General features: G+C 55.1%; 18 protein-coding genes. 11 read left to right on the top strand and 7 right to left on the bottom strand.

Going from position 1 to position 19,746, the window contains the following annotated elements; translation table 11 throughout:
• Positions 1–68 precede the first annotated feature (68 nt).
• Positions 69–455: a DapH/DapD/GlmU-related protein gene (locus Q0746_RS16715; RefSeq protein WP_363322752.1), complete on the bottom strand. Its 387-nt coding sequence runs from the start codon at positions 453–455 to the stop codon at positions 69–71.
• A gap of 365 nt (positions 456–820) precedes the next feature.
• Here Q0746_RS16715 and Q0746_RS08685 point away from each other — a divergent pair, with 365 nt between their 5' ends.
• Both Q0746_RS08685 and Q0746_RS08690 read left to right on the top strand, forming a co-directional pair.
• Positions 821–2,119 (top strand): O-antigen ligase family protein, encoded by a 1,299-nt coding sequence (locus Q0746_RS08685; protein ID WP_298259266.1) that lies wholly within the window; start codon positions 821–823, stop codon positions 2,117–2,119.
• An 8-nt stretch (positions 2,120–2,127) separates the two neighbouring features.
• Positions 2,128–3,006, top strand: coding sequence for a glycosyltransferase family 2 protein (locus Q0746_RS08690; RefSeq protein ID WP_298259268.1), 879 nt, complete (start codon positions 2,128–2,130; stop codon positions 3,004–3,006).
• A 6-nt stretch (positions 3,007–3,012) separates the two neighbouring features.
• Here Q0746_RS08690 and Q0746_RS08695 read toward each other — a convergent pair whose 3' ends face one another.
• From Q0746_RS08695 to Q0746_RS08710, 5 genes are read right to left on the bottom strand one after another with little or no spacing between them, the layout of a single operon-like run.
• Positions 3,013–3,528, bottom strand: coding sequence for a glycosyltransferase (locus Q0746_RS08695; RefSeq protein WP_298259270.1), 516 nt, complete (start codon positions 3,526–3,528; stop codon positions 3,013–3,015).
• Positions 3,474–3,905, bottom strand: coding sequence for a UDP-N-acetylglucosamine--LPS N-acetylglucosamine transferase (locus tag Q0746_RS16720; RefSeq protein ID WP_363322753.1), 432 nt, complete (start codon positions 3,903–3,905; stop codon positions 3,474–3,476). Before Q0746_RS16720 ends, Q0746_RS08695 begins: the two co-directional genes overlap by 55 nt.
• Position 3,906: 1 nt before the next feature.
• Positions 3,907–5,211 carry a hypothetical protein gene (locus Q0746_RS08700; RefSeq protein WP_298259271.1) on the bottom strand — a complete coding sequence of 435 codons (1,305 nt, stop codon included), beginning with the start codon at positions 5,209–5,211 and terminating at the stop codon, positions 3,907–3,909.
• Positions 5,208–5,849, bottom strand: a complete 642-nt coding sequence (locus Q0746_RS08705) for a polysaccharide biosynthesis/export family protein (RefSeq protein WP_298259273.1) — start codon at positions 5,847–5,849, stop codon at positions 5,208–5,210. Before Q0746_RS08705 ends, Q0746_RS08700 begins: the two co-directional genes overlap by 4 nt.
• The gene (locus Q0746_RS08710) at positions 5,831–6,526 is read right to left on the bottom strand and encodes a sugar transferase (RefSeq protein WP_298259275.1); all 696 of its coding nucleotides are present in this window, start codon (positions 6,524–6,526) and stop codon (positions 5,831–5,833) included. The genes Q0746_RS08705 and Q0746_RS08710 overlap by 19 nt, the downstream gene beginning before the upstream one ends.
• Before the next feature lie 147 nt (positions 6,527–6,673).
• On the opposite strand from Q0746_RS08710, the gene Q0746_RS08715 reads away from it, so the two are divergent.
• The 9 genes from Q0746_RS08715 to Q0746_RS08755 are packed head-to-tail and all read left to right on the top strand — an operon-like array spanning position 6,674 to position 15,130.
• A complete protein-coding gene (locus tag Q0746_RS08715) occupies positions 6,674–7,822 on the top strand; it encodes a hypothetical protein (RefSeq protein ID WP_298259276.1) in 1,149 nt (382 codons plus the stop codon).
• Between the two features lie 13 nt (positions 7,823–7,835).
• Positions 7,836–8,645 carry an exopolysaccharide biosynthesis protein gene (locus Q0746_RS08720; protein ID WP_298259278.1) on the top strand — a complete coding sequence of 270 codons (810 nt, stop codon included), beginning with the start codon at positions 7,836–7,838 and terminating at the stop codon, positions 8,643–8,645.
• Positions 8,638–9,210: an acyltransferase gene (locus tag Q0746_RS08725; RefSeq protein ID WP_298259280.1), complete on the top strand. Its 573-nt coding sequence runs from the start codon at positions 8,638–8,640 to the stop codon at positions 9,208–9,210. The genes Q0746_RS08720 and Q0746_RS08725 overlap by 8 nt, the downstream gene beginning before the upstream one ends.
• The gene (locus Q0746_RS08730; protein WP_298259282.1) at positions 9,210–10,079 is read left to right on the top strand and encodes a glycosyltransferase; all 870 of its coding nucleotides are present in this window, start codon (positions 9,210–9,212) and stop codon (positions 10,077–10,079) included. Before Q0746_RS08725 ends, Q0746_RS08730 begins: the two co-directional genes overlap by 1 nt.
• 52 nt (positions 10,080–10,131) lie before the next feature.
• Positions 10,132–11,652 (top strand): 2,3-bisphosphoglycerate-independent phosphoglycerate mutase, encoded by a 1,521-nt coding sequence (gene gpmI, locus Q0746_RS08735; protein ID WP_298259284.1) that lies wholly within the window; start codon positions 10,132–10,134, stop codon positions 11,650–11,652.
• Positions 11,649–12,776 carry a peptidase M23 gene (locus Q0746_RS08740; protein ID WP_298259286.1) on the top strand — a complete coding sequence of 376 codons (1,128 nt, stop codon included), beginning with the start codon at positions 11,649–11,651 and terminating at the stop codon, positions 12,774–12,776. The genes gpmI and Q0746_RS08740 overlap by 4 nt, the downstream gene beginning before the upstream one ends.
• 7 nt (positions 12,777–12,783) lie before the next feature.
• Positions 12,784–14,127: a S41 family peptidase gene (locus tag Q0746_RS08745; RefSeq protein WP_298259288.1), complete on the top strand. Its 1,344-nt coding sequence runs from the start codon at positions 12,784–12,786 to the stop codon at positions 14,125–14,127.
• 36 nt (positions 14,128–14,163) lie between these two features.
• On the top strand, positions 14,164–14,646 hold the full coding sequence (locus Q0746_RS08750) for an RNA pyrophosphohydrolase (RefSeq protein WP_298259290.1): 483 nt from the start codon (positions 14,164–14,166) through the stop codon (positions 14,644–14,646).
• Positions 14,647–14,656: 10 nt separating this feature from the next.
• Positions 14,657–15,130, top strand: a complete 474-nt coding sequence (locus tag Q0746_RS08755; RefSeq protein WP_298259292.1) for a hypothetical protein — start codon at positions 14,657–14,659, stop codon at positions 15,128–15,130.
• Between the two features lie 61 nt (positions 15,131–15,191).
• Here Q0746_RS08755 and gltB read toward each other — a convergent pair whose 3' ends face one another.
• Positions 15,192–19,730 (bottom strand): glutamate synthase large subunit, encoded by a 4,539-nt coding sequence (gltB, locus tag Q0746_RS08760; protein WP_298259294.1) that lies wholly within the window; start codon positions 19,728–19,730, stop codon positions 15,192–15,194.
• Positions 19,731–19,746 lie beyond the last annotated feature (16 nt).

Raw genomic sequence — 19,746 nt, forward strand, 5'->3', positions numbered from 1 at the left:
ATCGCCTGTGATCGCCCCCCACTAACACAGGGCATAGGGGTGTTGCCGGGGCTGCAAGAGTGCGGGCGCTAGGTTAGCCCAGCATTAGCCAAGCTCGCCTCATGTGCATCGGCAGTGGAAAGCCTGCCGTACGGCCCAGAGGAAATGTTGCGCTTGATGACCCGTGCAGGGTTTCCCGCGACAATGCATTTGGCGGGCACATCCTTTGTGACAACTGCACCAGCAGCCACGATCGAGCCATCTCCGACGCACACTCCTGGAAGGATAATGGCCCGCCCCCCAATGAAGCAGTTGCGGCCAATCCGCGTGTGCAAATACAACCCGCGCACACGGTCATGCGTCAAAATGCAGGCCTCGAAGGCAACATAGCTGGCCTCTCCGATGTGGACACCTATGGGAAACGTTCGGTCCAGCCGCGCCGACAATGAAAACTGTGCACTGGGGTGAATGTCCATGCCGAAACATCGAGTATTCAAGGCGCGTTGGACGGTCACTAATAGGTTTCGAAGCCATTGAAGCCGGTTCAGCCCTCGGCGCTTTGCTTTTGCATTCGGGGACTGAACCGGATCTTCAGGAGGTGTGCCTGCATTTTGGCAGGAAAAAGCGTGAGGGGGCTTGCGAATGAAATATTCCAGACAATCGGCCTCTCTGCTCTCACATTTGCCCCATTTTAGGGCGGGATCTAACTGACCCGAGACCATTTAACTAAAAGGCTATGAATCCTTAGTTAACGAGACCGAAATTTACCCTTATGACTTCATTAACCAAACGTTAGCTCATCAGAGCGATCCTATGTGAACCCCGACACATCAGGCCCGCGATGACCAATCACCAACACCCCGATCTCGCCGAACGACTTTCCCCTGTTGTTGTCCTCTATGTCTTGGCCGTCGTCGTGCCTTTGCGCTATTCCATCGGCTCAATCCAGATGACGGGCTTACGCACATATCTGGCCCTGATCTTCATCCCGCTGTTGGTTCACTATTGCAAAAACCTGCCCCGAAAGGGTGTGTCCAGCGATGTTCTATTTGCCCTGTTTGTCCTTTGGGCAGCACTGGCGTTTACGCAATCATCCCCCGCGCATGTCGTTGAGAACAGCGGGGCACTCGCGTTGGAATTGCTTGGCGGATACCTTATCGCGCGATGCTTTATTCGCACTTCAGCGCATTTTCTCGCAACGGTTAAGCTGGTGTTCGTGGCGGTCCTTTTATCCGTGCCTCTTGCCTTAGTCGAAAGCTTTACCGGACATCCACCTTTGGTCATTCTTATCGATGCCCTCCCCGGCTTCAATTCCGTCGGCACCGTCACGATTGAGCCACGCCTGGGGTTGGAACGCGCGCAGGTTCTCTTTGCACATCCCATTCACTACGGTCTGTTTACGTCCACGATCACCGCCCTCGCCTTTGTTGGCGCGACTGGCCGCTGGCCTTTGTGGCTCCGTTTGGGGGGGCTAAGTACGGGTGCCTTCGCAAGCTTTCTTGCGCTTTCAAGCGGGGCGTTTTTGGCGGTCTTGTTGCAGGTGTTCTTGATCGGCTGGGCCATGGTTTTCCCACAGGGACGCATACGCTGGGTGCTGTTGGTTTGCCTGTGCATCGCGGCATATGTCGCCGTCGATCTCATGTCCAATCGAACCCCCGTTCGGGTATTTTTCAGCTATGCAACGTTCTCTGCCCATAATGCCTACTGGCGCGGGATCATCTTCGAATGGGGTATGCTAAGCGTCTGGCAGCACCCAATATTTGGCATTGGTTTGAATGATTGGGTACGACCGGACTTCATGCGATCGGGAAGTATGGACAACTTCTGGCTGGTTTTGGCAGTCCGATACGGTGTGCCGGGGTTCTTGTTGTTCACGACCGCATATTTTCTGGGGTTCTTTCGAGTGCTTTGCGCACATCTACCGGACGAGCTTCACGCCCCAAGGCGGGCATGGGTAATATGCTTCATCGGGTTAACGTTTACCCTGTGCACCGTCCATATTTGGACATCCGTGTTCTCATTCGTCTTCTTCTTATTCGGGGCGGGCTTTTGGATGCTGGATCCACTTGCGCCCCGCCGGACAGCTCCGTCAAAACGCGCGTCACCGGTCTACACACGCTTTGCGACTGCGCCCGCATGAAAAGCGTGATGGGTTGCGTCATTGTTACCTATAATTCCGCGGAACATATCCTTGGCTGCTTGCACAGCCTCGCCCAAGCAGAGCACGTCACCCTAAGGATCGTCATCGTCGACAATAGCTCCTCGGATAGAACACCTGAGGTCATTCAGGGCTTTCTTGATCAGTCCGATCTAGACCTTACCTTGGTTCAATCCGCGCAGAATCTAGGGTTCGCGGCGGGGGTTAATTTGGGCCTCACCAAGCTGCTGGAAGACCCAGACCTAGATCGTTTCTGGATATTGAACCCCGACTGCACAGTTCCATCCAGCACACCCGCTAAGTTCGCGAAAGTAGAGATGCCTTTTTCTCTCATCGGGGGGCGCATTATCTACGAGGAACACCCTTCCAAAATTCAAATCGATGGTGGTCAGATCAACACTTGGACCGGCGCCACGACAAACATCCACATCGGCCAGAATCCCGACACCACTGCCATGCCTAAGTCTTGCGAACTAGACTTCATCTCCGGAGCAAGCATGGTTGCCTCACGCGCATTCATCCTAAGCGCAGGCCTTATGCCAGAGCAGTATTTTCTATATTACGAAGAGGTCTCATGGGCGCAAAACAGGGGTGAATTTCCTCTGGTGGTGTGTGAAAACGCATCAGTTCTGCACAGTGCTGGCGCGTCTATCGGTTCGCCCACGCTAAGTCGGGGGCCTTCTGCCTTGTCGGTCTATTACAAGCACCGGTCTCGCATGATGTTCATGATCGCCCATCACCCTTTGCGCGTACCCGTTGCCTATTTGTTTGGCTGGGGAAAGCTGCTTCAGCACTTAAAGCGCGGCCAATATGCGGCGATCCCTGCGATTTTGCGAGCCATGCACGGGCTTCCACTTCGCACGGAATAGACGACCTCAAGCAGTTACAAAATCTCGAACCCCAGAAATCAGTCGATCATAGTTCGCCCCATCAGACGCATCCGGTGTTTCAATTTCTTCCAGAAGCAGTCGGGGGATGTCCTCCATATCCCATGCCACACGCAATCCGCGTCGCCCCTCAAACGCAGTAGCGGTAGAAACTTGGTGGTCGTTCCGGTGTTCTGAAAAGCAGGCTCTTCTTGGCACCAAAATGGCCGGTTTATTTGCGTCTCTCGCTGACAGAATAGACCCTATTCCGGCGTGACAGACCACAATTCGGGCCTGTTGCATGGTGTCTTGAAACTGAGACTTGCTCAGGGTTTGAAAGCTTTCACAGCCAGCATAATCGCCTTGGTCACCCGTTTGCAGGATCACTTTCTCCTGTCGGTCTGACGCCCAAGTCGCCATAAAATGCAACAACCTTGAGAAGGGCAATTGAGTGCCGACCGTCACAAAAATCAAATGATCGCTCCCAGATAGACAGCCCCAGATCGATGGGAGACCTGCGGCCATTGAGTTACCCATAGGTCCGAAAATGATCGGGCCAATCGACCTGAAAGCGACATCCTTTCCGTATTGGCAATCGAGTCGACCCACACGGTGCGCCGCCTGTGAAGTTTAGCCGTGATTAAAACCAACACTCCTGGGGCCGCACCTGTCGAAACTACGGTGTCAGGATTGATCTGCCGAACAAGTTTCCACGCGGCGATCGCGGTGATGATAAGGCGCCAAGGTGTGCGCATGTTGCAATCCGGCAACCTGATAATGGACGCATCCCCGACGTCTGAACTGCAGGCATACACCACTTTCTTGCCATCGAAGGCTTTGGACAACAATTGAAGTTGCTGCCAGTGCCCTCCACCCGAAGAAACCGCCAATATCTCACACATCTCAGAACCTTCCCGCGAACCGTTTTTCGAACGTTATGAACACCGAATTTGAGGATCGCTTGCCAAGTGCGGCCTCGCTGCGGCGACGCCTATGCGCGCCAACCACAAGGTTGAAATCTTGTTGCAGTTGATGCCGGTAGGTAGCCCCAATATGCCCAACGGAGCGCGCCGGCGTCTGTGAGGTCGAATTTGTTTTGAGATACCCTACGGTAAGACCCAAGGATCTTGTCGGATCAAAGTCGCGCACAACCTCCATGTCGAATTTGGTCCCTATTCGCGTCTCCCCTGAATCGTCCGACCCAAAGAAATCCCGCGAAGCCGATATATTCAGGCTGCCAGGCGTGAATTTCGCGTCATAGGAAACTACCAAGGTAGGTTCCGCGGATTGGTCCTTCAAACGCGCCATCCCAACGGCAAGCTCCAAGGAATATGCGGGGTGGTTTCGCGACAAGCCAGCTTGCATTCGGACCAATGGGCCAGAAACGGTGCGGTTCCTCGATAGAAAAAGAAACCGCTTTCCAGACTTGAGGTGCTGCGTGAACGACGACCTCCACATCAACCCGCTGTCCACAAAACCGGTAGCTTTTAGATCCTGCCATCCGCCGTCCAAAGTAACCTCAAGGGTCCGGCGCAAGTGATGAGAAACACCAAATCGCAACTGCTTGTCTGTGTTCGTTGAAGTCGTGGCCCCATTGGATTTCAATCGCGTCTCGGCCCAAGATATTTTTCCTTCGGTACGCGCATTCAGACGCAGGTTCACCTCGGCGTTCAATCGCTCGGCGGAGCGTCGTGCAGGGATCACATCCAGAACCTTGCGCACCCTTTTCCCGTAGCTAAGCACGGCACCCACAGGCTGCCCGAGCCCCACTTTCAGCGTGACCCCACCGCTACGAATTCGCTGAACACTTTGGCCGGACGCTAAATCTAGGGCGCCAAGGTCAGCGGAGGAAAAGGCATGGGCGTCCACACCGCCTTCGGGAATGCGTTGGCTTGAAATATAGGTCCTAAGGGAGCTCGATTTTGTGCTGCGGCTGTAGTCCAGTTGAACCTTGGATTGTTGCCTCGCACCGCCAAACCGCCCGCCTTCTAGTCCCAGTTTAATCCTTTGGGTTCGGGTTTCGGAAGACAGGTTAAACTTCAAAATTCCAACGCCAGACGCGCGCTTTGAACTGGCACCGTTGAGCAACGGATCGCGGCTGATTTCGCCGCCAATCCCAAGTGTAAGATCCGCACGAACGCCGCCACTGTCCTGTGACGCAGCGGGCTCGGTGAAAAGCAGCGCCAGCACAAGGACCCAACGGATCATTCAAACAGCTTTCTCTCTGGCACGATAACCACATCACCTGGTGCCAGCTCAAACACCTGTCCACTCCCCCGCATGAGCTTCTTCAGGTTGACGCGGTAAGTCATGACTTCGCCGTCAGGGTTGGTTCGCCTGATTTGCACCCGCTTAAGTGCCGCATAAGGGGTCGTACCGCCGGCCTGTGCCAAAAATTGCATCAGTGAGGCCTTTTCGGGCATCTGCAGTTTGCCCGGCTTAGCCAGCTCACCCATTCCGAAGACAGATATCAGTTTCTCTGTAATGCGTGGAGGAGAGGCGCTTACCGCTTTGCTCGCGACCCTGCGGGTTGCATTTTTAGCGACAGAGGCCACCGCCACATGCAGGTTGGGGCGCTGCGCGAAGTTTGGGGCCAGCCCATCCGTCAACGTCTCGCGCAATTGGTGCAAAGTTAGACCGGCAGCCTTAACCTGACCAACCATAGGGAAGGCAATTGTCCCATCAGGAAGGACAAGCGCATTCCGGTTCAGGCTGCTGTCTTCGATAACTTCTATCCGAAGCATATCACCCGACCGCAGTTCATACGACTTGCCGATGACCGGCCCCGCGCACATCACGATGGCGAAAAGAAACCAGTTCCAAACCTTCAACGCCCCGTCCCCCATAAGACCACGCCGACCGTGCGGCAGATAAGCGACAGATCATACAAGAACCCTGTTTCCCGTTCGTACATCGCGTCATATTTCGCGCGCGAGGAAAAGCTTTCGTCATTCCGCCCGAACACCTGCCACGGGCCGGTCACACCCGGCAGCAAACGGTGGTATGCGGTGCCTGGGTACATGATTGCCTGCTCTCGCAGCATGGGCCGTGGCCCGACCAGCGACATCTCGCCTTTCAACACATTCCAGATTTGGGGCAACTCATCCAAAGAGGTTTTGCGCAGCACTCTGCCTATCGCTGTTATGCGTGGATCCTGTCGCAGCTTTTGGGTTTGATGCCACTCAATTGCCGCGTTCGGATCCGTCATCAATATGTCTGTGAGTTGCTGCTCGGCATTCACCCGCATGGTTCGCAACTTCAGCATGCGAAACACCTTGCCGTCCCTACCCAGCCTTGGCTGGGTATAAAATGCAGGCCCCCCGTCAAGAACTGCCCCAAAGGCCCCAACAAGTAGAAGAGGCAAGGACAAAGGAAGCGTCGCTAGAACGAGCAAAATGTCCAAAGCCCGTTTCCATCTTTTACAGTAAAGGCCGCCTTGAAGGGGTGCATTCTGGGCGGGAAGGCGGTTGAAAGTGTTTACAGGTTCCGCGTTCTCAAAATGCCGCGCTACTCGTACATCCATGTTGTTGTTTGTCTCCAGTCCAAATCAAATTTCGCGCGCCCCCAAGCGTGTGATCCCAAGAAGAGCTGAGATGAATTAATTATGTCTTAAGTTTTTAAGGGTCTGAGTAGGCAAGGGAATTTTCTTAGAGGTCGGCGGTAAGCAAATATGATTGAATGGAAGTACTGGCGTTGGCAGATCATGCGGAATCTTCCCGCAGCCATCATAGCAGCCCTGCTTACTGCGATCGCCGGATGGTTTGCGATCGACGCCTTCCCGATCAACCAGAAAGCTTCGGCACGTATCGTGCTGGAACGCAAAATCGGCATGGTCAGTGGTCCAAAGGCCCAACGCACAACCGAAGAGGTGCAGCATCTTCAGGTTGTCATTCACGCGTTGAGAACCGGATGGTCAGACGCCGGCGCCGAAACGGGCGGTCGACCGGATGTAAATTTGAAGATCGAAACCGCCCGCGACAAGCCAACCTATCTGCTCATAGAAACCTCTGCCACAGATGCGGACGCCGCTGTATCTGGCACTCACGCCCTTGTGGAGCAGGCCATCGCCGTAAGTGACACAACCCAGCAATCCCGTACCGAATCCGCTCTGGCGAAATACCGGACAAACTATGACCTTGCGCAAAATCAGCTTACGCAAGGGCGAGCAGCCCTATCGTCACATTTGGCCAAGGCACCCGCCACTCAAGTGGAAACCCTTCGGGGGCAAGTTAGCAAACTACGTGCGCAACTCCTTTCGGCGGAAACCGGACGCACATTCGAAAACCCTGAACTTGAAAAGCTATACAAAGAACTTGAAGCCGCCAGCGGGATCTATTCTGATATTCACCCCAAGGTTCGCTTGCTTCAAACCCGTATTGCGCGGGCAAAGGCGAAAATCACGGCACCCACGCGCATTCAGACACAAGACCTGTTGGAGCGCATTCAACTCGTGAATGACAAGCTTGCGGAAGGCACCGCATTTAATGAAACCACACGCCAGTTACAGCGCGAGATCGAGGTTCAATCGATTGCGGCTCAAAGTACTTTCGATGCACTTGTCAGCGCAGAAAGGGCAAGCGAAGCCTCAACGATAGGATTTAAAATCATACAAGACGCGACGATCACCAGCCATCGGCAGGAACGTCTGCGCGACGCCCTATTGGTGGCGCTGGCCTTCTTCACCCTTGCAGTGGCGGCAGCTACCGTAGCGCTAAAAATCCGCTTTGACCGCCCCATTCGCCGCCCCGTGGATCTTCAACGTTCACTGGGGATTTCTACTTTTGCAACCCTCCCCGACCTCGGGCCAAGCCTCGGTTAGGAAAGCTTAACACATGGAACAGTTAACCAATGCGGGCGAAATTTTGCGGTCCACCCAAAGTGAGGAACCTCTCACGCAGGGGGCAGAAAACCTTGCGGGCTTAACAGATCCAAGTAGCAGCTGGGCAAGATTAACAGAGACCCAATTGGACCCCGTCACATTAAGGCGCCACCACATTCGAACCGCGAAGGCAGGCGATCAATCCGCCCCTTTTGACCGCCTTCGAACACGTTTGCTAAGCCATATGCGGATGGCAGGACATCGCCGCATCGCAGTCACCGCGCCCACAGAGCAATGCGGCAGTTCCACGGTGGTTGCCAACCTGGCGCTTAGCCTTGCGCGACAAGAAGACCTAAGGGTTATGGTTCTGGACCTGAATTTAAGAAAACCGAATCTAATCCACCTGTTCGGACTGCAAGAGGCCGGCCCACGGTTCTCGGTTTTGACAGGCCATCGTCGAAACTTTGACAGCACTTGCTTGCGGATCGGCGCCAACCTTGGGCTCAGTCTAAACGCCACAGCAATGGAAGACGCGACCGAACGACTGGCCCACGCCAAAACCTACGCATTGCTGGAGCACATTGAGCGCGACTTCGCGCCGGACCTGATGCTTATGGACCTTGCAGCCCTTAGCCCCAGAGATGACGCCATTGCAGGGCTAACTCTTGCGGATTGCGCGCTGCTTGTCGCGCGGGCAGACCAGTCGTCCAAGGCCGAAATAGACGCGGCGGAACGCACTATCGCCGAGAACACAGCATGCTTAGGCGTTGTTCTGAATGCCTGTCGGTTTTCTCATGCGACAGAGTCTCACCCTCATGGGTGATGGCGACCTCATGACGGGGGCCATCGGTCGCAAGCCCGTGTTGACCCAAGGCCGCCGCGTCACTCGGTTCATCGCGACCCTATTGGACCCACGCGCCTATCTGCATGGATTGAAACTGCTCAACCATTACAATCAGACCCATGTCATTCCCCGTCGGTCCATGACCGTTGGTCTGGGGGCGGCCATTAGCCCGACCTGCCAACTTTCAAACCCGACACGCATTCGATTGGGGGCTCGCGCGCATATTGGGGCGGGGTGCTATCTTTGGGCAGGGCCGGAACACGGCAATATCACCGCCGGCGACGATCTTCTGTTGGGGCCAAATGTCATGATCACTGCCGCGAACTACCGGTTTCGCGACGGCGCGCCGGTGTCCGCCCAGCTTATGACAGAAGCCTCCGTCAACATTGGAGACAACGTTTGGATCGGCGCCGGTGCAATTATTCTACCCGGTGTCACAATTGGCGCCAACGCCGTGGTCGCGGCGGGCGCCGTCGTTCGAAATGATGTCGGCGAAGCAGAAATAGTTGCCGGAGTTCCCGCAGTCACAACCGGACATCGCTGATGCTGCCGCAGGCCTCTGTCATCATCCCTCACTTCAATGATCTGACGGGATTGAAACTATGTCTTACATCACTGGAGCGGTGTAGCCGCCTTGATCAGGTTGAGATCATTGTCGTCAATAATGCCCCCTCACCCCTTGATGCGGCGTTTCAAAAAAGCTTCTCCAATGTGCGCTTTCTTTGCGAGGAAAAACGCGGTGCGGCGCATGCACGAAACACCGGTGTGCAACACGCCCGCGGCGCGATTTTGATCTTCACAGACAGCGACTGCGAGGTTGCAAGTGACTTTTTGCACGTTGCTTTGATGTTGGGAAAGCACAACGGTGTTTGCGGTGGTGCGATCAAGATGAAAGCGCCGGAGCGGCCGAACCCTATTCAGGCCTATGAGCAGATTTTTGCTTTCAATCAACAACACTACATCAAAGAAAAAGGGTTCTCCGTCACGGCAAATTTGGTGACCAACATCAATGTGTTCCAAAAGGTTGGGCCATTTCGCGACGGCTTGTCCGAGGACTATGACTGGTGCCAACGGGCTGCATCAATCGGATATCAAACCTCCTATCAACCCGATCTGGTCGTCACCCATCCCTGTAGGGCTTCTTGGTCCGATCTTCGCAAAAAGTGGAAGCGTATCACGCAAGAAACATACGCCCTGCACCGGCTCAACAACCGCCCGACCTATCTATGGGTTCTGCGTGCCTTTGCCATGCCGGTTTCTATTGCTGCACATATGCCCCGCATTGTGGTGTCGCGCAGGTTGGTTTCGCCGGTGTCGCGGCTTGCGGCCCTCTACGTCCTTGCCCGCCTACGGTTGTGGCGTATGGGCGAAATGCTTCGCATAGCAGCGGTTCAAAGCAAAGCCGAAGGTTGAAGCTTCGGCCAACGCCGCATAGACAGGAACTGGACCTAAAGCGAGCACAGATATGACCACTCCAAAACCAGTTGTTCTATGTATTCTTGATGGCTGGGGATTGTCTGATACCTCCACCGCAAATGCGCCAGCATTGGCGAATACCCCGCATTTTGATCGCCTTATGGCCAATGATCCTAACGCAACCTTGGTCACACATGGGCCTGATGTTGGGCTGCCAAAAGGTCAGATGGGGAACTCTGAAGTGGGCCACACCAACATTGGTGCCGGACGTGTGGTCGCCATGGATCTTGGGCAGATCGACCTCGCGATTGAAGATGGTAGCTTTGCACAGGAAGCGGCTTTGCTAGATTTGGTTGCCACGCTGAAAGATACAGGCGGGACCGCGCATCTTATGGGTGTGGCATCAGATGGTGGGGTGCATGGCCATATCACGCATGTCATTGCCGCCGCCAAAGCCCTGAGTTCCGCTGGAATAGACACTGTTTTACACGCAATTACCGACGGTCGCGACGTCGCTCCGAAATCGGCACTTGGCTACATTGAAACGCTTGAGCAAGAGTTGCCCGACGACGTCCGGATCGTCACCGTTTCAGGGCGCTACTATGCAATGGACCGCGACACCCGCTGGGATCGTGTGCAACTTGCTTACAAGGCGATGATCGACGGCGAAGGCGAAGCCGCACAAAATGCAACCGCTGCGATCAACGATTCATATGCCAAGGACAAAACGGACGAATTCATTTCCCCAACCGTGATTGAAGGCTTTCAAGGCGTGAAGGACGGGGATGCTGTCTTCTGTCTAAACTTCCGTGCAGACCGCGCACGCGAAATCCTGTCTGCGATCGCGGATCCGGCCTTCGATGCCTTTGACGTGTCTAAGCGCCCGAAGCTCGCCGAATGCCTTGGGATGGTGGATTACTCGACCGCGCATAACGCGTTCATGACCACCGTGTTTCCAAAGAAAAAGATCACCAATACTCTTGGCTCTTGGGTCGCGCAGCACGGCCTGCGTCAGTTCCGCGTCGCAGAGACCGAAAAATACCCTCATGTAACGTTCTTCCTCAACGGCGGCAAAGAAACCCCCGAGGATGGCGAAGACCGGAACATGCCCAAAAGCCCGAAGGTCGCGACCTACGATTTGCAGCCCGAAATGTCTGCAGATGAAGTGGCCACCGATTTGGTCAACGCGATTTCCGAAAGATATGACTTGATCGTCGTCAACTTCGCCAACCCAGATATGGTTGGCCACACCGGCGATCTAGCCGCCGCAATCGCAGCCTGTGAGGCCGTCGACGCAGGCTTGGGGCAAGCCATATCCGCGCTAGACGCAGTCGGCGGCGCAATCATAGTCACTGCAGATCACGGAAATTGCGAAACGATGGTCGATCCGGTTTCGGGCGGGCCTCATACGGCTCATACCACGAACCTTGTTCCGGTTGTTCTTCATGGCGGACCAAAGGGAGTTACCCTGGCCGACGGTAGGCTGGCGGATCTTGCGCCAACGCTATTGGAACTTATGAACCTTCCCAAACCGAAAGAAATGACAGGGGTCTCATTGATCCGCTCATGAAGCATCTGATCTCAGCTCTATTTTTGGTCGCGTTGACTGGTGCAGCTTTTTCTCAAAGCGACCCAATCACGACCGCCAAACGTGCCAGTCAGATGCTGAACGTCGCAGCCAACAGTTTACGCGACGCTGAATCCGCGTCTGACCGTGTCGGTGCGCTGACCGAAACTGTCCGCGCTTATGAAGAAGGGCTGTCTGCCCTGCGCGAAGGGCTACGCCGCGCCGCAATCCAGGAAAGAAGCATCGCATTGGTGTTTGAAGCCAAACGCGACCGGCTATCGCGGCTCATCGGGGTTTTGCAAACCATCGGCACATCGCCGGCGCCGCTTTTGATGATGCACCCAACCGGAGCCATCGGCACCGCGCGGTCCGGCATGATCTTGTCGGAGGTCACCCCAGCACTGCAAGCAGAGGCCTTAACTTTGCGCCAACAACTTGAAGAAGTGCGCGACATACGCAGCCTACAAAAAAACGCAGCGGCCCTACTGACAAAGTCACTTACCGAAGTGCAGACCGCCCGTGCAGAGCTGTCCAAAGCCATCGCCAACCGCGTTGATCTACCGCGTAGCTTCACCAGCGACAGTGAAAAGATGCTCGCCTTGGTTGAAAGCAGCGACACTTTGCAGGGGTTTGCCTCTGGCCTGACAGATCTGAACCCCTCGGACCTGACCAACCCCGCAGATTTTGAGGCGGCGAAGGGCGACCTTTCCTTGCCTGTGTCGGGTACGATTCTGCATCGATTCAATGAAACCGACGCAGCTGGGGTGAAGCGCCCGGGCATCGTGCTTGCGACACGTGCGCAATCCTTGGTCACTACGCCATGGCCTGCAACTTTGCGGTATTCCGGTCCCCTTCTAGAGTATGGAAATGTGGTTATTCTTGAGCCACGCAAAGGGTACCTGATGATTCTTGCCGGTCTGGGTCAAACCTTTGGCGAAGTGGGCGAAGTCCTTAGTCACGGGGCTCCAATCGGGTTAATGGGCGGATTATCCCCTAATCCTGACGCTTTTTTGATCACAGCAGCCAAAGGTGGTGGCGGCAATCAGCAAGAGTCGCTTTATATAGAACTTAGACAAGGCGACGAGCCGGTCGATCCGACCACGTGGTTCGCCATCAACAAGGAATGACGTCCGTATGAAAAAATTTCTGATGGCAGCCACGCTTGGCACAGCCGCAAGTGTTTTTGTAACAACACAGTTTGCTGGACCGCTTATTGCGCAAGAAGCGGACAAAAAGTCGACTGTCTATGAGCAGCTAGACCTATTTGGCGACATCTTTGAACGCATTCGGGCGCAATATGTCGAAGACGTTGATGAAGCCGATTTGATCGAAGCTGCGATCAACGGCATGCTGACATCCCTTGATCCGCATTCCTCCTACTTGCCGCCCAAAGACTTTGACGACATGCGCACGCAAACCTCGGGCGAATTCGGCGGACTTGGGATCGAAGTGACGCAAGAAGACGGGTACGTCAAAGTTGTATCCCCGATGGATGGCACCCCTGCCGATGAGGCGGGCATGGAATCCGGTGACTTCATCACCTCCGTAGACGGCAGCAGCCTGCTTGGACTGACATTAGAGGAAGCCGTTGAATTGATGCGCGGTCCGGTCGGATCCGAGATCATTCTGACGGTGGTGCGTGAAGGTGTGGACGAGCCATTTGAGGTCTCCATTGTACGTGACACCATCAAGCTGACAGCTGTGCGGTCGCGCATCGAAGGCGACTCTGTCGTGTTGCGCGTCACTACATTCAACCGCCAGACGTTTCCGAACCTGAAGGACGGCTTGGCCAAGCAAATCGAAGAAGCCGGCGGCGAAGACAAGGTCAATGGTATCGTTCTTGACCTGCGGAACAATCCTGGCGGCTTGCTGACACAAGCGATTGCCGTATCGGACGCCTTCCTCGACAAAGGTGAGATCGTATCTACGCGCGGTCGCAACGCTCGCGACAGCGAACGCTACAACGCAACCGAAGGCGATCTGTCAAATGGCAAACCTATCGTTGTTTTGATTAACGGCGGCTCTGCATCCGCGTCCGAGATCGTTGCTGGTGCGCTACAAGATCATCGCCGCGCCGTTGTGATCGGCGAGAAGAGTTTCGGCAAAGGGTCGGTGCAAACGGTCGTACCTGTTCGCGGGGACGGCGCGATGCGCTTGACGACTTCACGCTATTACACTCCCTCGGGTCGGTCCATTCAGGCCCTCGGAGTATCTCCCGACATTATCGTCGTTCAACCACCGCGTAAGCCGGAGGAAGACGTGACCGAGGAAGAAACGCAACGCAACAGCCGCTCGGAAGCTGATTTGCGCGGATCTCTTAGCAACAATGACAGCATCTCCGAGGATGAGCGCGCTCAGCTAGAAGCAGAGCGCCAGAAAGCCGAAGAAGTAGCTAAGCTGCGCGAGCAGGACTACCAACTCGCCTATGCTCTTGATGTTTTGAAAGGCCTGAGCGCCTTGGCTCCTGCAGACAAGTAAAGGACAGGGCGGGGTAATCCCGCCCTCCATTCCACTATGACCCCAGAAGAAATTGAAAAACTGCCTTACCGCCTGAATGTGGGTGTAATGCTTGTGAACAAGGGCGGGAAAGTGTTTGCCGCACAGCGCATCGACAGCGAGATAGCGGCTTGGCAGATGCCCCAAGGTGGCGTCGACAAGGGCGAAGAACTCGAAGCTGCCGCCCTGCGCGAACTTGAAGAAGAAACCGGCGTGTCGCCAAACTTGGTAACTGTCGAAGCCCAATCCGACGACTGGATTCCCTACGATCTACCCCATGATCTGGTTCCCAAAATCTGGAAGGGCCGTTTTCGTGGTCAGAAGCAAAAGTGGTTTCTTTTGCGCTTTCACGGGACAGACGCCGACATCAATATCGAAACCGAATTTCCGGAGTTTTCCGAGTGGCGTTGGGTGGAAACTGAAACATTACTCGGCAATATTGTGCCGTTCAAACGAGACGTATACGCAAAAGTTATCGAAGCATTTCAACCTCTGCTGTAGGGTCGTCGACATGATGAAACCTACCACCATCGCGGCTGTTGCCATAGCAATCGCCGCCGGTCCCGCAAACGCCTTATCCTGTCTTCCGACGCACCCAGTGGCGGCGTTTAACGCCGTTGCCAAAGCTAAGGAAAGCTTTGTCGTACTTCACGGAGAGTTTGATTTCGACGTGAAAGAGGTGCCAAATGTGAATGCCCCTCCGTTGGAAGTAAGCCTTCAAACCCAATTCAAAGGCAAATTGCTAACGGGTCAGGGCTTTACGGACGACGTAGATGTTCCCGTCACTTTGACGCTGAACTGTGCCGGTCCTTGGTGCGCGCGCCTCTCCCCGAAAACAGACTATTTGGCCTTTGTTCTGCAAACCGAGGACGAGCTGATCTTCAACGTAGACCCCTGCTACGCCTTCGCGTTTTCCAACCCCGAAGATCAATATATCAAGGCCATTGAGCAATGCGCGGCGGGCGGCGATTGCACCCCTAAGTGATCATGCTCAAATAGCAAAAGGGGCGGGATATTTCCCGCCCCTTTGATCAAAAGTCCCCAGATTACTCCGCAGGTATCGCCTGATCTTCAAGGCTCAGCGGGGCCGGAATATGGATCAGCATTTCCTTCGGGCAGACCTGCACAAAGTTTGATTTCTCCTGATCCCAGTCTTGCAGAATGCGCGCGGCCTTTGCACTGCCGGTTTCACGCGCATGCTCCTCTACCAGTCCTTTAAGCTCTGCCTCCCAATGATCCACTGTCACTGGGCAAGTCACCAGCGACTCCATATTCATCAAGGCGGCCGATTGACCTTCCGGATCGTATAGATACGCCATCCCACCGGTCATACCGGCACCAAAGTTGGCACCAATAGACCCAAGTATGACGGCGACACCACCGGTCATATATTCGCAACCGTTGGAACCGCAGCCCTCAATCACGACCCGCGCACCGGAGTTTCGAACGCTAAACCGTTCGCCAGCGCGACCCGCAGCAAACAAGTGACCGTCAGTGGCACCGTAAAGAACGGTGTTGCCGATGATGGTGTTCTCGTCGGCCTGCAATGGGCTATCTTGCGCAGGGCGCACCACGATGCGACCACCAGACAGTCCTTTGCCCACATAGTCATTGGCGTCACCGAACACTTCAAGCTTCAAGCCCGGCGCTGCAAATGCCCCAAGAGACTGCCCCGCAGAGCCGGTCAGCTTAACCGTCAGGTGATCCGACTGCAGGTCATTTCGCATCCCGAACCGTTGCACGATATGGCTAGAGGCACGGGTGCCAATTGTCCGAAGCGTGTTTTGCACCGCGTAGGACAGCTGCATCTTTTCACCGTCTTTGAAGAACGGCTGGGCATCATTCACAATTTGCGCATCCAAAGTATCCGGAACCGCGTTCCGGTCTTTGGAGCGATCGTACACAATGCGATCAGCGCCATCCACGGTGATCAACAGTGGGTTCAGGTCCAGGTCATCCAGATGCGCCGACCCGCGAGAAACCTGTGTGAGCAGGTCCGCACGGCCGATCACCTCATCCAAAGAGCGTGCGCCGATGGACGCAAGGATTTCACGGACCTCGGTCGCATAGAACGTGATCAGGTTAACAACCTTGTCAGCGTTCCCAGTGAACTTTTCGCGCAGATTGTCATCCTGCGTACATACGCCAACTGGGCAGGTGTTGGACTGGCACTGGCGCACCATGATGCACCCCATGGCAATCAAAGCCGCCGTCCCGATACCGTACTCTTCAGCACCCATCATCGCCGCCATGACAATGTCACGACCCGTGCGCAACCCGCCGTCGGTGCGCAAAGTCACGCGCCCACGCAGGTTGTTCATAGCCAAAACCTGATGTGTCTCGGTCAGGCCCATTTCCCACGGCAAACCAGCATATTTGATCGAGGTCGCAGGGGATGCGCCGGTGCCACCATTATGGCCGGAAATCAGGATCACGTCGGCTTTCGCCTTCGCAACACCAGCCGCAATTGTGCCGACGCCAGACGCGGCAACCAACTTGACCGTCACTTTGCAACGCGGGTTGATCTGCTTGAGATCATAAATCAGCTGCGCCAAATCCTCGATCGAGTAAATGTCGTGGTGTGGAGGAGGCGAGATCAGCGTCACACCCTTGGTAGAGTGACGAAGACGCGCGATCAAATCAGTGACCTTCATACCAGGCAGCTGACCACCTTCACCCGGCTTGGCACCCTGCGCGACCTTGATTTCAAGCTCTTCGCAATGGTTCAGATATTCGGCGGTAACGCCAAAACGTCCAGACGCCACTTGCTTGATTTTCGCAGACGGGTTGTCGCCATTTGGCTCTGGCACGAAATGCGCCGGATCCTCGCCGCCCTCGCCGCTGTCGGATTTCGCCCCGATGCGGTTCATCGCAACGTTCAGCGTTTTATGCGCCTCAGGGGACAATGCGCCCAAGGACATGCCCGGAGTGACAAAGCGTTTGCGAATGGATGTAATGGATTCCACTTCATCCACGGAGATCGGCTCACCCAGCGTTTTGATGTCCAGCAAATCGCGCAAGTGAATGGGCGGGTTCGCTTTCATCGTCTGGCTGTATTGCTTCCACATATCGTAGGAGGCGCGGTTACAAGCAGCCTGCAACATATGCATCGTCTGCGCTTCCCATGCGTGCTTCTCACCAGAGCGGCGCGACTTGTAGAAACCGCCGATCGGCATGACGGTAGACTCTGCACGCCAACCCTTCGCGTGAACCTCCGCAACTTTCGTCTGGATGCCTGATACACCAATCCCAGAAATGCGCGACTGCATTCCAGGGAAGAATTCTGCAACCATCGCCCGCGACAGGCCCACGGCTTCGAAGTTCAAACCACCACGGTAGGACGAAATAACGGAAATCCCCATCTTCGCCATGATCTTCAGCAAACCTTGGTCGATGGCGTTGCGATAGCTTGCAACGGCCTCGGTCAACGTGCCTTCCAAAAGCCCGCGCTCGATACGATCAGCAAGCGAGTCTTCCGCAAGATAGGCGTTCACGGTTGTAGCGCCACAGCCGATCAGAACCGCGAAGTAATGCGGATCGATACATTCCGCAGACCGGACATTAATTGAGCAGAAGGTCCGCAACCCTTTGCGTGTCAGCCAGCCATGCACAGCGGATGTTGCCAAAATCATTGGCATGCCCACACGATCTTCGTTCTGACCTTCATCAGTCAGAACCAGATGGCCAGCCCCCGAACGAACGGCATCTTCAGCCTCGTTGCGAATACGATCAAGCGCGGCGCGCAATGCACCGGCATCCTCCACCGCATCGAAGGAGCAATCGATGGTCACCATATCGGCGTTGAATTGCTCGGTCAGCTTGTGGAATTGGGCATTCCCGACAAACGGGCTTTCCAGCACAAGGATCTCTGTTTGCGACGAGTCCTCATCCAACACGTTCTTCAAGTTCCCGAAACGCGTTTTCAAGCTCATCACACGGAATTCGCGCAAACTGTCGATCGGCGGGTTCGTCACTTGGCTAAAGTTCTGCCGGAAGAAATGGCTCAGCGGGCGGTACTTCTTGGACAACACGGCGGACGGTGTGTCATCCCCCATTGAGGCTAGCGCCTCTTTGCCGTCGTCAGCCATTGGAGCCAGAATTTGCTCCAACTCTTCCATAGAATAGCCAGCAGCAATCTGACGTTTGCGAAGCTCTTCACCACTGTATTGTGCCGTTTCCTGCACGTCCAAAGTGATCTCTTCCAGATCGGTGATCTTGCCAACCCATTCACCAAATGGAAGGGCCGCCGACATTTTGTCTTTCAATTCTTGGTCGTGGTAAAGTTTACCTTTACCCATATGAACGCCAATCATTTGACCCGGCCCAAGCGCGCCTTTTTCTCGAACGGTGGCCTCGTCAAACGGCACCATGCCTGTTTCCGATCCAGCGATCAGCAAACCGTCGCCGGTCACAGCATACCGCATCGGGCGCAAGCCATTGCGGTCCAAGCCCGCGCAAACCCAGCGGCCATCGGTCATTGCCAAAGCTGCGGGGCCATCCCATGGCTCCATCACTGAGTTGCAATAGGAATACATGTCTTGCCATGCCTTGGGCATATCCACCGCCTGCTTGGACCACGCTTCCGGAACAAGCATCGTTTTGGCCATCGGCGCTGAGCGGCCGGCACGTACGAGAACTTCGAAAACAGCATCCAGTGCCGCGGAATCTGATGAACCGCCCGATACAATTGGCTTGATGTCATCTGCACGGTCCTCAAAAGCACCCGAGGCCATGCGGATTTCGTGGGATTTCATCCAGTTCAGATTGCCCTTAAGCGTGTTAATCTCGCCGTTATGCGCCAACATGCGGAACGGCTGAGCCAACCACCATTGCGGGAAGGTGTTTGTGGAGTACCGCTGGTGGTAAATCGCAAATGCAGACTCGAACCGCTCATCCATCAAATCGGGATAGAATTCCGCGACTTGCTCGGCCAGCATCATACCTTTGTAGATAATGGAGCGGCACGACAAAGACGCCAGATATAATGTCGGCACCTGAGCAGCAGCCGCAGCTTTTTCGATCCGACGGCGAATAACATAGAGGTCGCGTTCGAATTCTTCTTCCTCAACCTCTTTCGAGTTGGAGATCAGGATTTGCTCAATCTCTGGGCGTGTCGCGTTAGCTTTTTCACCTAGAACACGAATGTTCACCGGAACATGGCGCCAGCCGTAGATACGGTACCCCATACGAAGAACTTCGGTTTCAATGATTGTCCGGCAGGTTTCTTGGGCGCCATGGTCTGTGCGCGGCAAGAAGACTTGCCCGACGGCGATCATCTGATCTTTGTTGGGCGTATGGCCGGTGCGTTCGATCTGGTCGTAGAAGAAATCAACGGGAATTTGCACATGGATCCCAGCGCCATCGCCAGTCTTCCCATCCGCGTCGACCGCGCCACGGTGCCAAATCGCCTTCAGCGCGTTGATACCGTTTTCGACAACCTTGCGGGATTTCTTGCCATCAATGGAGACAACAAGCCCAACGCCACAAGAAGCATGCTCATCTTCGTCGCGATACAGCGAGTTTTCCGCCATCCATTGGCGTTTCTCTTCCTCGCGGGCCACCCAGTCTTGGTCAAACTTTGTCATGCTAAAGGCTCCTCAG

It is taken from the genome of uncultured Litoreibacter sp., from assembly GCF_947487515.1.
GTDB lineage: Bacteria > Pseudomonadota > Alphaproteobacteria > Rhodobacterales > Rhodobacteraceae > Litoreibacter.

Excerpts from the sequence above, each read along its gene's own strand:
- Q0746_RS08755 (WP_298259292.1), top strand. The coding sequence starts at position 14,657 with ATGATGAAACCTACCACCATCGCGGCTGTTGCCATAGCAATCGCCGCC.
- Q0746_RS08685 (WP_298259266.1), top strand. The coding sequence starts at position 821 with ATGACCAATCACCAACACCCCGATCTCGCCGAACGACTTTCCCCTGTT.
- Q0746_RS08710 (WP_298259275.1), bottom strand. The coding sequence starts at position 6,526 with ATGGATGTACGAGTAGCGCGGCATTTTGAGAACGCGGAACCTGTAAAC.
- Q0746_RS08690 (WP_298259268.1), top strand. The coding sequence starts at position 2,128 with ATGGGTTGCGTCATTGTTACCTATAATTCCGCGGAACATATCCTTGGC.
- Q0746_RS08730 (WP_298259282.1), top strand. The coding sequence starts at position 9,210 with ATGCTGCCGCAGGCCTCTGTCATCATCCCTCACTTCAATGATCTGACG.
- Q0746_RS08725 (WP_298259280.1), top strand. The coding sequence starts at position 8,638 with ATGGGTGATGGCGACCTCATGACGGGGGCCATCGGTCGCAAGCCCGTG.
- gpmI (WP_298259284.1), top strand. The coding sequence starts at position 10,132 with ATGACCACTCCAAAACCAGTTGTTCTATGTATTCTTGATGGCTGGGGA.
- Q0746_RS08695 (WP_298259270.1), bottom strand. The coding sequence starts at position 3,528 with ATGGCCGCAGGTCTCCCATCGATCTGGGGCTGTCTATCTGGGAGCGAT.
- Q0746_RS08750 (WP_298259290.1), top strand. The coding sequence starts at position 14,164 with ATGACCCCAGAAGAAATTGAAAAACTGCCTTACCGCCTGAATGTGGGT.
- gltB (WP_298259294.1), bottom strand. The coding sequence starts at position 19,730 with ATGACAAAGTTTGACCAAGACTGGGTGGCCCGCGAGGAAGAGAAACGC.
- Q0746_RS08705 (WP_298259273.1), bottom strand. The coding sequence starts at position 5,849 with ATGGGGGACGGGGCGTTGAAGGTTTGGAACTGGTTTCTTTTCGCCATC.
- Q0746_RS08715 (WP_298259276.1), top strand. The coding sequence starts at position 6,674 with ATGATTGAATGGAAGTACTGGCGTTGGCAGATCATGCGGAATCTTCCC.
- Q0746_RS08700 (WP_298259271.1), bottom strand. The coding sequence starts at position 5,211 with ATGATCCGTTGGGTCCTTGTGCTGGCGCTGCTTTTCACCGAGCCCGCT.
- Q0746_RS08740 (WP_298259286.1), top strand. The coding sequence starts at position 11,649 with ATGAAGCATCTGATCTCAGCTCTATTTTTGGTCGCGTTGACTGGTGCA.
- Q0746_RS16715 (WP_363322752.1), bottom strand. The coding sequence starts at position 455 with ATGGACATTCACCCCAGTGCACAGTTTTCATTGTCGGCGCGGCTGGAC.
- Q0746_RS08745 (WP_298259288.1), top strand. The coding sequence starts at position 12,784 with ATGAAAAAATTTCTGATGGCAGCCACGCTTGGCACAGCCGCAAGTGTT.
- Q0746_RS16720 (WP_363322753.1), bottom strand. The coding sequence starts at position 3,905 with ATGTGTGAGATATTGGCGGTTTCTTCGGGTGGAGGGCACTGGCAGCAA.
- Q0746_RS08720 (WP_298259278.1), top strand. The coding sequence starts at position 7,836 with ATGGAACAGTTAACCAATGCGGGCGAAATTTTGCGGTCCACCCAAAGT.